General features: G+C 74.0%; 11 protein-coding genes. 1 reads left to right on the forward strand and 10 read right to left on the reverse strand.

The window, feature by feature from the left end; all coding sequences use genetic code 11:
* Positions 1–27: 27 nt before the first annotated feature.
* The 10 genes from ACWEVS_RS24450 to ACWEVS_RS24495 form a co-directional block, all read right to left on the reverse strand.
* Positions 28–831, reverse strand: coding sequence for an SAM-dependent methyltransferase (locus ACWEVS_RS24450; RefSeq protein ID WP_449929683.1), 804 nt, complete (start codon positions 829–831; stop codon positions 28–30).
* A gap of 375 nt (positions 832–1,206) precedes the next feature.
* Positions 1,207–1,947 carry a glycoside hydrolase family 16 protein gene (locus tag ACWEVS_RS24455; RefSeq protein WP_449929681.1) on the reverse strand — a complete coding sequence of 247 codons (741 nt, stop codon included), beginning with the start codon at positions 1,945–1,947 and terminating at the stop codon, positions 1,207–1,209.
* Entirely contained in the window at positions 1,944–3,431 is a 1,488-nt protein-coding gene (locus ACWEVS_RS24460) for a hypothetical protein (protein ID WP_452553476.1), read from the reverse strand. The genes ACWEVS_RS24455 and ACWEVS_RS24460 overlap by 4 nt, the downstream gene beginning before the upstream one ends.
* Before the next feature lie 19 nt (positions 3,432–3,450).
* On the reverse strand, positions 3,451–4,149 hold the full coding sequence (locus tag ACWEVS_RS24465) for a hypothetical protein (RefSeq protein ID WP_452418556.1): 699 nt from the start codon (positions 4,147–4,149) through the stop codon (positions 3,451–3,453).
* Between the two features lie 11 nt (positions 4,150–4,160).
* Entirely contained in the window at positions 4,161–5,150 is a 990-nt protein-coding gene (locus ACWEVS_RS24470; RefSeq protein WP_354911897.1) for a MinD/ParA family ATP-binding protein, read from the reverse strand.
* A gap of 22 nt (positions 5,151–5,172) precedes the next feature.
* Positions 5,173–6,636 carry a hypothetical protein gene (locus ACWEVS_RS24475; protein WP_452553478.1) on the reverse strand — a complete coding sequence of 488 codons (1,464 nt, stop codon included), beginning with the start codon at positions 6,634–6,636 and terminating at the stop codon, positions 5,173–5,175.
* On the reverse strand, positions 6,633–8,420 hold the full coding sequence (locus tag ACWEVS_RS24480; RefSeq protein ID WP_449929672.1) for a hypothetical protein: 1,788 nt from the start codon (positions 8,418–8,420) through the stop codon (positions 6,633–6,635). Before ACWEVS_RS24480 ends, ACWEVS_RS24475 begins: the two co-directional genes overlap by 4 nt.
* Positions 8,421–8,445: 25 nt before the next feature.
* Positions 8,446–9,657: a hypothetical protein gene (locus ACWEVS_RS24485; protein WP_452553480.1), complete on the reverse strand. Its 1,212-nt coding sequence runs from the start codon at positions 9,655–9,657 to the stop codon at positions 8,446–8,448.
* Between the two features lie 264 nt (positions 9,658–9,921).
* Positions 9,922–10,170 (reverse strand): hypothetical protein, encoded by a 249-nt coding sequence (locus tag ACWEVS_RS24490; RefSeq protein ID WP_452553482.1) that lies wholly within the window; start codon positions 10,168–10,170, stop codon positions 9,922–9,924.
* Between the two features lie 142 nt (positions 10,171–10,312).
* The gene (locus ACWEVS_RS24495) at positions 10,313–11,335 is read right to left on the reverse strand and encodes an ROK family transcriptional regulator (protein WP_452553484.1); all 1,023 of its coding nucleotides are present in this window, start codon (positions 11,333–11,335) and stop codon (positions 10,313–10,315) included.
* A gap of 73 nt (positions 11,336–11,408) precedes the next feature.
* Here ACWEVS_RS24495 and ACWEVS_RS24500 point away from each other — a divergent pair, with 73 nt between their 5' ends.
* Positions 11,409–12,581 carry an MFS transporter gene (locus ACWEVS_RS24500; protein WP_452553486.1) on the forward strand — a complete coding sequence of 391 codons (1,173 nt, stop codon included), beginning with the start codon at positions 11,409–11,411 and terminating at the stop codon, positions 12,579–12,581.
* Positions 12,582–12,605: the final 24 nt, after the last annotated feature.

Here is a 12,605-nt window from a genome sequence, read left to right on the forward strand (position 1 = left end):
CTGACCGCCGACGGGCGGCGGGGTGCGCTACGGCTTGCGGGCGATCCCGCCGTACATCAGCCGCTGCCCCACCGTCAGCTTGGCGGGGACGTCCTGCTCGGGGCGCCACAGCGGCAGCGGCACCACGCCCGGCTCGACCAGCTCGAACCCGTCGAAGAACGCGGTGATCTCCGCGGCGGTGCGGAAGCGGCCGGTCCCGAGCAGCGCGAGGAACTTCTTCTCCGCGTCGCGCGAGTCCTGGCTGGAGTCGCAGAAGTGCGTGATGAACAGGTGGCTGCCCGACGGGACCGCGTTCATGTAGGCCTCGACGATCCCGCGAGGGTCCTCGTCGTCGTGCAGGTGGTGCAGGATGCCCACCAGCATCACGCCCACCGGGCGGTCGAAGTCGATCAGCCGCTGGACGGCCGCGTCCTTGAGGATGGCCTGCGGGTCGCGCAGGTCGGAGGTGACGACCGCGGTGCGCTCGTTCTCCGCAAGCAGCGCCCTGCCGTGGGCCAGCACCATCGGGTCGTTGTCGACGTAGATGACGTGCGCCGCGGGGTTCGCGCGCTGGGCCACCTGATGGGTGTTCTCGACCGTCGGCAGCCCGGAGCCGAGGTCGACGAACTGGGTGATGCCCTGCTCGACCATGAACCGCACGCCACGGCCGAGGACCTGCCGGTTGTAGGTGGCAACGTCGTAGATCTCGGGGACGACCTTCACGATCTCGGCGACGAACTCACGGTCGACCTCGAAGTTGTCCTTGCCGTTGAGGACGACGTCGTAGGCCCTCGCGATGCTCGGCCTGGTCGTGTCGATGGCGTTGTTCCACTCGGGCTGCTGGTCGGCCACAGGTTCCTCCTCACGGGCAGTGAAGATCATCATAGGGCCCCGGTACGGCGGGCAGAGCGCGATTCGGCAGAGACTGTCGCTTTCGTTCCGCCTGGCAGACCCCGCCGGCCCTCGGCCCGGGAAGGACGTGCCCGATCGGGACCTGACCCCATCGGGCACGCCTCTCTCCTCGCCGGGGGATGGCGCTGCCATCCACGCGGGCGCCCTGGCCGAGCCTGCGCATGATCCCCGCGGCCTGCTCGGGGCGAGACCGCCCGGGACCGCCGCTGCCCTCGCCGACCCCGTGCGGGCCACCCCTTCCACGGCCGCGAGGGCGTCCCGCTCCACTCACGGCCGCGAGGACGTTCCGGACTCGGCGGCCGGGCGGCCGGGGCGTCACGTCAGGGCGTAGATACGCAGGTAGTCGACCTCCATCCAGGCATCACCCGCACTGCCCTCGCCGGGGAACCAGTCCAGCTGCAGGCACGCCGACATCGGGGTGGTCGCCGCGATCGAGGACCTGAACCACTCCTGGCCGTCGATGTAGCCGACCACGCCCTCGGGGGAGTTCTCCACCGCGTAGGTGTGCCAGGTGGTCATGTCGAGGTCGGCGTGCGCCTCCTGCCGTCCCGAGGGGCTGTGCATGAAGAAGTTCGGGCGCTGCCGTTCCGGATCGTCGATGACCTCGAGGAAGTCGATCTCCTGACCGCCGTTGGGCACCACGCCGCCTCCTCCGCCGGCCGGCCACAGCAGCGCGACCGGATGGTAGGAGCCCGCGCCGGGATACAGGCGGATGCGCGCCTCCCACCGCCCGTACAGCTGGGTGTACCTGGCCGCGAGGCCGGCGGTGGTGCCGTCGGCCGCGCCGTACAGGAACAGTGAGCCGTCGCCCAGGTACAGCTGGCCGGGCGAGCGACGGCCGTTGCCGGCGTGGCCGGCGGAGTCGTAGACGGCCCACTCGTTGGGGTCGAGATAGTCGTCGAACTCGGCGCACCACACCGGCTGCCCCCAGCCGCGCTGGTCGGGAAGCTGCGCGCAGGGGGCGGCCGTGGCGACGCCGACGAACCCCGGTGTGCTCCAGTACAGCGCCGCCACCACCCCGATGACGGCGAGGCGGGATCGCGTGGTCGACCTCACGGCGCACCCCCTTCCGCCCTGGCGCAGCCGGCCGCGGGCCCGAACACCCAGCACATCGTAGGACCGAGGGTCGCTTGGGCGGCGCCGGTTCCGGCCGGCTCACCGGACACGGCCGGCGGCTGGGCCGCGGGTGCACCGGCCAGGTCACCGATCGCGCGGGCGCCGGGCTGCCTGCCGTCCGTGGTGAACGGCCGGTCGCCGGCGGCGAACGGCTGGGCCCCGGTGGTCAACGGCTGGGCGCCGGTGGTGAACGGCTGGGCGGCGGCGGGCGGGACGAAGGCCCACCCGGGTGCCGGCGCCTGCACGCCCGTCCCGGTGCCGGCCGTGCCGTGCCACGGCGACAGGCCCCAGCAGGCGGCGCTGTCCTGGGCGAGGCAGGTCTGCCCGGTGGTGGTGGCCGGAGGAGCGAGCGCGGGCAGCGGCAGGACGGTCCGGGCGGTGAGGGCGTTGAGCGGGTTGAGGGCGAGCGCGCGGGGCGCGGCCTGTCCGGTGCTCGGGGCGGGCTGGGCGGTGGGGGCGCTCACGGAAGCGGGCGGCGCGGAGGGAAGCGCCACCGGAGGAGGCGCCGAGGCGGGCACCGAGGGGGGCACCGAGGGAGGCACCGAGGGCGGGACGGAAGCCGGGGGGCTCGCCTCCGCCGGCACCGGCGGCTGGGGGGCGGGTTCGCGGGCCGGGGTCGACGCCCGGACCGGTCCCGTCGTGACGGCGGGCTGCTTGACGGGGGGCTGTTTGACCGCGGGCGGTTGACCGGCGGGCGTCGGGCGGGCGCCGGGCTCGGCGGTGCTCTTGGGGGCACTCGTCGCGGCCCCGGTGGGCGTGACCTTGACGGGCGTGGGTTTGGGCGCTGTGCTTGCCGTCGGTTTCGGCGCGGTGCTGGCCGTCGGCTTGGGCGCGGCGCTGTTCGTGGCGGCGGGCTTGGGGACGCTCGGCACGGTCGGCTTGGCCGTGCTGCCCTTGCCGGGCAGCGGGAGGGGGAACTCCACCTTGGCGGGCGGCCACTCGACCGGCGCGGGCCGATCGGACGGCAGCGGCTTCGGCTCCTCCTGCTTGGGCGCCGGCTTCGCGGTGGCAGGAGGGTCGGGCTTCTTCCTCTCGGGCGAGTGCGTGGCCTTGGGGGCCTTCGTCGCCGTGGGGCTGTCGGATGCCGTGGGCGTGTCGGTCGGCTCCTCGCTCGGCTCCGCCGTCGATCGTCCGGTCGGTTCCCCGGACGGTTCCGATGTCGGTTCCGACGTCGGTTCCGAGGTCGGTTTCGAGGTCGGCTCCTCCGTCGGCTCAGGGGCAGGCTCGGGAGCCGGCTCAGGGGCGGGCTCGGGAGCCGGCTCGGGCGCGATCGTCCCCGCGGGACCTCCCTCAGGCGAGGACGGGTCGACGTCGGCGTGCGAGGTCCACGGCTGGGCGAGCGCTCCGCCACCCACGACGGACACGCAGGCCAGCAGCAGGCCGGAGGCTAAGGAAAGGCGCCGGGAGGGGCGGCTGGGGGTCATGAGCGGCTGTCTCCTGGAGTCACGAGGTGGGCTGGGTACGGGCGATGGGCCGCCAGCCCGCCGCGGTGAACTGGGGGGTGCCCGGCGCGGCCGCGGGCGGCGCCGCGGCGGGCCGGGTGTCGGGGGTGTTGACCCAGTCCCCGCCGCGCAGCGTGGGGTGCCAGGTCATGAGCAGGTTCATGGCGTAGGGGCTGGAGTAGACCGGGCCCGAGTCGCCCTTGGTGGCCGTCACCTGGACGAGGACCGAGACGAGGATCTGGTCCTCGGCGCGCTCCTGCCAGCGGATGCCGATCGTGCTCGACCGCATCGCCGCTCCCGCGGGCAGCGACCCCACCTCGGGCAGGCCGAGGGTGCGCCGCCAGCCCTTGGTCGCGCTCACGGCGCCCGCGCGGGCCGCCTCCTGCTGCTCCGGCGGCGCGTACAGCTGCGCGGCGGCCGTCGCCTGCACGTCGTCGAGCGACCAGGCCGCCTCCAACGTCGCGGCGGCGGCCGAGGCGGCGCCCAGCTCGGTGTGCGGGAAACCGATGGGGAAACCCGCCGCGCCGTGGTACCCGGCGGGCTCGGCCAGGGTGACGGGCCCGTCGTCCGCTCCTGGACGCAGCAGCGTCCAGGCGGCCACGGCCAGCGCGAGGACCGCGACCACCGCGATCGCCACCCGGCGTGCGCGGTGGCGGCGCCGTACCGGACCCAGATCCCAGCGCAGGGCCGGGTCCTCCATCACCGGCGGCACTAGCGGCCCCGATCGGGACGCAGGCTGAAGGCCTGCCCGGCGGCGGCGGCCAGACGCAGGTAGGCGCCCGCCGTGGTCGGCCGCAGCCGCAGCAGGTCGACCTCGGCGCCCTCCTTCAGGTGCGGGTCGAACGGCACGCGGATGACGGTCCTGCAGCGGGCCGCGAAGTGCTGCTCCAGCAGGTCCACATCGACGTCGCAGCGCTCCTCGACGGCGTTCAGCACCACGATCGCGTTCTTGACCAGGTCGGCGTGCCCGTGCGCGGTGAGCCAGTCGAGCGTGGCCGCCGCCGAGTTGGCGCCGTCCACGGCCACCAGGCTGACCAGGACGATCTGGTCGGCCAGGTCCAGGGTCGCGCCCATCGCGCCGTGCAGCAGCCCGGTGCCGCAGTCGGTGATGCAGATGGAGTAGTAGCGCTCGATCAGCCCGGCCACCGTACGGTAGTCGTCGGCGTCGAACGCGTCGCTCACCGCGGGATCGGTGTCGGAGGCGAGCACCTCCAGGCGCGCGGGCGACTGTGAGGTGAAGGCCCGCGCGTCGGCGTACCTGACGATGTGCTCGGCCTCGGCCAGCAGCGTGCGGATGGTCGCGGCGGTCTCCGACTTCACCTTCAGCCCCAGCGTCCCCCTGTCGGGGTTGGCGTCGATGGCGATGACCCTGTCACCCCGCAGCGACGCGAGCGTGTTGCCCAGCGCGGCCGTGGTGGTGGTCTTGCCGACGCCCCCCTTCAGGCTCATGACCGCGATCCTGTGGTGCCCGCTGGCCACCGGGGTCTGCGCCTGGGCGATCAGCTTGCGGCGCTCAACCTCGGCCGTCGACTCGGCGGGGATGTACCGGCGACCCGACAGCTGCCACACCAGGCGCCGCCAGCCGGAGGCAGGTTCGGGCCGCCGGTTGGTCAGCAGGCGTTCGGCGGTGAGCGGGATGGTCTGGTCGAACTGCTCCGCCTGTGTGGCCGGCTTCTGCAGTTTGGAAGGGGTCTCCGTCATGGCAAGCGTCCTTTCACAGGGGTCAGCAGGTGTTCCAGCGAACGCGGGTGGTGAGCGAGTCGGCGGGTCCCTGCACGGTCAGCACGATCTCGACCGGCGACGGGTCGCCGCACCAGTGCCGGAAGCGCACGGCCCGCACGTGGATCACCGCCGGGTCGCCGTCTCCCGAGGTGCCGCTCGACGGCGTGACGGCGAGGCCGGGTGCGATGATCCGCCAGCTCACCGGCTCGCCGGGAAGATTCAGCGTGATCGTGCCCCTGCCGAACTCGTCCAGCGTGACCGAAGCGGGAAGGGTCAGCCGCCCCACGAGCGCGTCGCTGCCCGACGAGGGGGTGAACGTGGTCTCCCGCGGCGGTTCCGGGGCGGGCCCGAGGATCTGCAGGCCGGTGACCATGCCGGCCGTACCCGCGACGAGCATGATGGCGACCTTGACCGCGGTACGGCGGGTGCGCGCCCCGGCGGCGGCCAGCGCCTCCGGCAGCCGCGAGCGCGGCCGCAGCGACGGGCGCAGCGATGGCCGCAGGGAAGGACGCGGCGATGGCGGGGACTCGGTGGGCGACAGCGCCGTCTCGCCCGGCCGGTCCTGGACCGGATGGGCGGGCGGCGCGCTCGCCTGGTCGGTGGGGGAGAGCACCTCGCGCGCCCACACCACCGACGCCAGCGCGTTGAACAGCGGCGTGTCCTGGCCGGGGGTCGGGATGGCGGGCGGCCGCACGTCGAGATCGGCCCCGGGCTCGGCGGGCGTGGCCTGGCGCGGAACGGCCGGCGGCGAGGGGTCGGGCACGGCGGGCAGCAGGCCCAGCACCTCCTCCCGCCGCGCGGCGCTCAGCGGGGCCACCGGCACCTGGTCGATCATCTGCGGGACGGTGTAGTGGATGTTGAACGGCCGGTTGCACGCCGCGCACTCGATCATGTGCGTGACCAGGTCGGCGCGCGCCGCGTCGGAGCCGGCGGGGAAGGCCGCCGACACCAGCGCCACGAGGCCGTCACACGTCGGACGGCCGCGGGCGAGCGCGTCCAGCCCGCTCACCAGCGTCTCGATGAGGTCCTGCGTCCTGGTGACCAGCCGGTGCGCCTCGGCCTCCGGCAGCCCCAGGACATGGGACAGGTCGGCCAGCGTCAGCTCGTGCCGGAACAGCAGCAGCAGCGCCTCCACGCCCAGCGGGTCGACGAGTCCCCAGGCCCGCGCCATGAGCTCGGCGTCGGGCAGGCCGGGCCCCGTCCCCGGGTGGTAACCGTCCCGGCACGCCGGATCGGCCAGGCACACGCCCCGCAACGCCGCGAACAGCAGGCCGCGCTCGGAGACGTTCTCCGGCACGGCACGCCAGTGCGACGCGCCGAGCGCGGCGGCGACGGCGGCCGGCGCCGCCGCCTCGCCGAGCCGGTAGCAGGCGTAGTCCATGAGGTGGCCGCCGTGCTCCCGCACCCACGCGGCCGCCCGATCGGGTCCGAGGATGGCGCTTCCCGTGTCGTGAAGAGAGCTCATGGCCCCTGATCCGGGTCGACCGCGCCCGGCGCGGTCTCGGGCGGCTGGAGGCTTGCCCTGTTCGGGTCGACGACCACGAGCTGGAGGTTCCGGTCGGGCAGGCCGGTGAACTTCGTCCAGTTGCTCACCTCGCCGGGGGCGGGATCGGCGTACAGCCAGCGGATGAAGGCCGGCCACAGGCACGAGTCGCGCGGCAGGCTGGCGGGCGAGGCGGTGGAGACCCCCATGGCCTGCAGTTGCTGCTCGCTGTAGTCACGGCATTCGGGAGTACCGGGCGGGGCGACGGTGAGGTCCCACTCGCCGTTGGCGTCGACGTAGGACCTGGTGCCGTCGAGGCCGAGGGCCTCCTCGGCGCGGCGCATGAGCGCCGGATCCTGGAAGATCGGCAGGCTCTCGCCCTCGACGGTGGCCGGACGCAGGGCCGTGCCGTCGCCGACGCGCGGGCCCGAGGTGGCGGGCGCCCCGGTGCGCCGGCCCGGGCTGGCGGCGGGCCGCAGCGACGTCGGCATGGACGGCTGCGCTGTCCTGGCGGTCCCCTTCACGGTGGCCCTGGGGGTGGCCTTGGGCGCCGCGGTGGGCGTGGTCCTGCCGGTCGGCGGCGCGGGCCTGGCCGTCGGCAACGCGGTCTGCGCGGGGTCCTCGCAGCCGGGGGCGATCCTGCCGGCCACGGCCGGGCGCAGCGCGTTGCCGTCGGGGCCGGTCACCAGGCACTGCCGGTCGTCGGGGGGCCGGACCGTCGGGTTGCCTCCAGGGGGAGGGGCCGTGGGAACGCGGGTGGGGACCCGCGGGGCCGGCTGGCGGGCCGTGGGGTACTGGTCCGGCGGCCGGACGGTCGGATGCCGGCGTGGCGTTCCCTGGTCCGGGGTGCCGCGATCCGGGGTGCCGCGGTCCGGCGGGTTCTGGCTCGGTGGGGTCCGCCGCGGCGGATTCTGTGGCGGGTTCTGCCGTGGTGGGTTCTGGCTGGACGGGTTCTGGCCCGGCGGCACCTGGTCGGGCGGGTTCTGGTCGGCGGGGCGGGGCCGTACCGGCTGGCGGGGCGGGCCGCTGGGCAGCGGCTGCGCGTTGGGTTCGACGGCCCGCAGCGTGCCCTTCGGGAAGCCAGGCGCCGGGACCTCGGCCTTCTTGTCCTCCTTCCTATCGTTCTCGTCCTTCCTGTCGTTCTCGTTCTTCCTGTCCGCCTCCGGCTCGCTCTTCCTCGGCGCGGGGGGCTCGCTGCGCCTGGGCGCGGGAGCCTCGCTCCTCCTGGGCTCGGGGGAGTCGTCCCGCTCCCTCGCGGGCGGCCGCGGGTCGGATCGCTGCGGCGGCGGCTCGTTCATCCGCGTGGCCGGCGGCGGATCGCTCTTCTTGGGCGCGGGATCCTTCGGCTCCGGCGCCTTCGGCACCGGCGTGGACCGCTCCGCCGGGTTTCCGGGGCGCAGCAGGGGCGGATCCGTCATCTCCTTGCCCAGCAGGGGGATGGACGCGCACGCCTCACCGGACCCCTGGACAGCCAGCCAGTCGACGGTGGCCGCCAGGCACAACGGCGGGCCCCCCGAACCGCCCGACAGCGTGCTGCCGCCGTCCGCGCCGGTGAGCGAGCGGGCGGTGAGCGCGTCCGAGGACGACCCGCCCTCCTGCTCGTCCAGCTGATAGGTGCCCGCCGCCAGGCGGAGGACCTCGCTGCGGGGCTCGGGGGCACGACTCTGGAGGAAACCGCCGAGTCCCGCCCCGGCGCCGAACACGCCGATCGTGAGTGCTGTCGTGACGACCGTTGACCTGGAAGGTCTGCGTGGGGATGTCGCCATGGTGCTCCTCTTATCTGGTGGTCCGTCAGGTGCCGTGGCTCTCCAGTACGTCTGTCCAGTCGCCCAGGACCCTGATGGGCTCGGTGGAGTCGATCGGCGGAACGTACGCCAGGTACATCCGCCCGTAGGTCGCGCTGGCCGTCTGAGCGAACGGCCGGTTGGCGGTGCGGACGGCGGCCGAGCCCTTCAGCGTCACCGTGGTGCCCGGCCGCTCGGCCGTGCGCACCTCGGTGGAGCGGGCCGCGTACCAGACCAGGGCGCCGCCGTCGACGGTCCTGAGCGCCCGCACCTTCCCGGTCAGGCGGTAGGACAGCTCGAGCTTCCAGCCGGCCTTGCGGAGCTGGGCGCGTTCGCGCTGCCAGAGCCGCACCGCCGTCGACGTCCACGGCCCGTCGGCGAACCGCTCGTCGTCGGTGGCCCGTTCCAGGCTTCTCAGGTGCGCGAGCGCGACCTGTTTGGGCGTGCCGCGCAGGCCTGAGGTGAACTCGTCCAGGCTGGTGGCGTACCCGTCGGCGTCGACGGCGATGGCCGGCAGCTCGGGCGCGGGGGTGCGGGTGTCGGCGGTGGAGGCCACCAGCCGCCACCCCTGCTTCGTCCTGACCAGCACGTCGGTCACGCGCGCCACGCCCGGCTCGTGCATGGCGGCCACGAACCACTCGCCTGCCTCAGCCGTACGGCGTGGCACCCACACCTTGGTGCCCGGCCAGATGCCGGCCGCCACCGGGTCGTCGCGCAGCCTGGCCGTCTCGAAGCTCGCCCTGGTCATCTCCAGCGCCAGCCCCTGCTCGAGCTGGGCCACGGCCTTGTCGTCCATGTCGAGCTGGACGGCCGACAGGTCGCGCTGGAAGCGGTCGTGCACCCGCCTGGCCTCCCGGGTCGAGACCGCGGGCTCGGCTCCGCCCCCTCGCGGCGGCGCCGAAGCCCCCGGCTCGACCGGCTCGCCCGAGGTCCCGGGTCCGACCGGCGTGGCCTGCTGCTGCGCCGCCCCGGCCTGGGCGGATCCCCGGTCGGTCGCCGGCGCGGACGCGCTGGCCACGGGCGTGACCACGCTCGGCGCGGGCGTCCACGACGAGCGAATCGCGCCGATCCCGATCCCCACCACGGTCAGCGCGACGAATACGGTCCCCGCACGAATGATCAGCCGCCACGGGCCTGCGGACAGCCGTTCGGGCTCCCACTCCTCCGGCGGCTGCGGCTGCGACCTGTGCCTGGCAAGCGGAGGGATGGGAGCTGTCACGGCGGTGTCATCGGAGTGGCCGGGTGGCCAGACCTGCTTGTCCGGCAAGTCCGATGGATCATGGGACACAAACCCAGATATTAGACTTACGGCCCGTCCTTTCAAGGGCCATTAATCTAGTAATCGAACTTTCCGGATGTTATTAGAACGCCATTTCGGCATTTCTATAGAGAAGTACCAAAAGGTATAATTTGCGTTCTTGACTGGCTCCTGGCGGTGCGTTATAGATAGACGGCCCGTCCGTCGTGCCCCGGCCCCTCTAGATCATTTGGGCGGCGTCGGGATGAACGTCTTCAGTTCCGCCCGCCGGCTCGTCGTCAGGCAGGACGGGGAGGGTCGCCAGAGTCGCCGCGAGCGGCGAGCCGGTGGCTGGATCGACCGGCCTATGGTGATCAGCAGGCGCAGCCCGGCGACCGCCATGTCCGCGATCACATTCTTGGCCCGGCCGAACGGCAGGCCGCGCACGCGAAGCGCCTCCGGCGCCGGGCGCTGAAGCTCGTGCGCATCGGTCACGGTCGTCCCCCTGTCCGTGGAGTAATGGGGGCTTTCTAGTCGAAGCCGGTTGCAAGTCCCTTTTGTCGTGCTTGCAGGGGCCGGCTCACGCGAGTCCGCCGGCCGGCGGGAGGAGATCGTCGCGGCCCTGGGCGCGCCGGCGTCAGCCGAAGATCCTGTCGCGGGCCGTGTCGAGGGCCGTCAGCACCGCGCCCTGCAGGATCGCGTTGCCCGCCACGGTGCTCGCCAGCACCCTGGTGGGCGCGGGCGACAGCGCGCCGAGCCGCTCGCCCACCAGCCCGGCGAGCGTGTCGCCCCCGGCCCGCCCCGTCTTCCCGCCGAGCACGACCACGCCCGGATCGAGGATCGTCACCATCGCGAAGGCGGCCAGCGCGATCCGCCCGGCCAGTTCCTCGCCGCCGAGTTCGCGCGCCGCGCCGCTGGCCACGCTCTCGCAGAACGTCGTGCCGTCCACCTCGAGCAGCCCGATCTCGCCCGCGCCGCCCGACGCCCCGCGCCGCAGCCTGCCGTCCAGCACGACCGCCGCGCCGACGCCGTCATCTAGCCACAGCAGGACGAAGTCGTCGCTCCCCATGGCCGCCCCGGTGCGGTGCTCGGCGACGGCGGCCAGGTTCACCTCGTTCTCCAGGATCACCGGCACGCCCAGGCGGTGCCGTACCTCCTGGACGAAGCCGGGCCCCCAGCCGGGCACGCCGTTGCCGGCGACCAGCTCGCCGTGCCGCGGATCGACCAGGCCGGGCGCGCCGATCACCACCGTGTCCAGCGCGCGGCCGCCGGCGGCCGCGCTGACCGTGCTCTCCACGAACGCGGCGAGGTCGGGACGCCCGGGCAGATCGCGTACGGCGGTGCCGACCGTCGTCCCTGTGATGTCGGCGACGGTCACCTCGACCGTCGCGCGCCGCAGGTCCACGCCTGCCACGTGGGCGCGGCCCGCGACGATGCCGTAGAGGCGTGCCTTCGGCCCGCGCCGGTCCTGGCCGCACTCCCCGGTCACCTCGACCAGGCCGCCCTCCATGAGCCTCTCGACCAGGTCGGAGACGGTGGGCCTGGACAGGCCGGTGAGCTCGCGCAACTGGGGAGCGGTCAGCGGGCCGCGCTCCAGCAGCAGGTCGAGGGCGAGCCGGTCGTTGATCGCGCGGGCCATGGCCGGCGTGGCGGTCTTCACGCTCCACATAATAAGCAGGGAGCCTGCCTATTACCTCTTTTCATCAGGAAGGCTTCCTGATAATTTCGGCGCCATGAGCCCCCACCGTGCCATCGCCGCCGTCTTCGCCGTCCACGGCGCCGTCGCGGGCAGTCTGGCCACCCGCATCCCCTGGATCCAGGACCACCTCGGCCTCGGCGCCATCACCCTCGGACTGGCCCTGCTCTGCCCGTCGATCGGCGCGTTCGTCGCCATGCCCATGGCCAGCCGCCTCAGCTACCGGCTCGGCAGTGCCAGGGCGACCAGGGTCGTGCTCGCGCTGTGGTGCCTCGCGCTGGCGCTGCCCGCCCTCGCCCCCGTGCCCGCCGTGCTGTTCGCTGTCTTCCTCCTGTACGGCGCGGCCGCCGGCATGTGCGACGTCGTCATGAACGCGCACGGTGTCGTCCTGGAACGGCGCCTGGGCCGCCCGATCATCTCGGGGCTGCACGGCATGTGGTGCCTGGGCAGCCTGGCCGGCGGCGGCGTCGGCGTCCTGGCCGCCCAGACGGGCACCGACGCCCGGACACACCTCGGCGCGATGGCGCTGGTGATGCTGCTGGCCGGCACGGTCGCGGGGCGCGGCCTGTTCCCCGACCCGCCGGGCGGCGCGCTCGGCGACGCGCCCGCACCGCGCCGCTTCGCGCTGCCGCCCAAGGCCGTCCTGGGCATCGGCGTGGTCGGCTTCTGCGGCACCTTCGTGGAGGGCGCGAGCGCGAACTGGTCGGCCGTCTACCTGACCGAGGTCGCCGACGCGGGCCCCGGCACGGCCGCCGCCAGCTACACGATCTTCATGCTCTGCATGGCGGGCGCCCGCCTGGCCGGTGACCGTCTCGTCCACCGGTTCGGGCCGGTGACGGTGGTCAGGGCGGGCGGGGCCCTGGCCGTCGCCGGCGGCGTCACCGTGGTCGCCGCCCGCACGCCGGTGCTGTGCGTCATCGGCTTCGCGCTGATCGGGCTGGGCGTGGCGGCCATCGTGCCGCTGGTGTTCGCCGCGGCGGGCAACGCGGGGCCCACGCCCGGCGAGGGTGTGGCGGGAGTCGCGACGATCACCTACCTGTCGGGCCTGACGGCTCCCGCGGTGACCGGCTGGGTCGCGGGCGGCGTCTCCTACCCGGCGGCCTTCGCCATGATCACCGGGGTGGCCGTGCTGATGGTGCTGCTGTCGGCGGTCATGCGCCCGCGCGTGCGACAGGCCGAGGCGGCCGGACTCACCCCCTGCAAGGTGTGAACGAGACCCGGCCGGTCCGCCCGG

The organism is Nonomuraea sp. NPDC003754 (genome assembly GCF_053605785.1).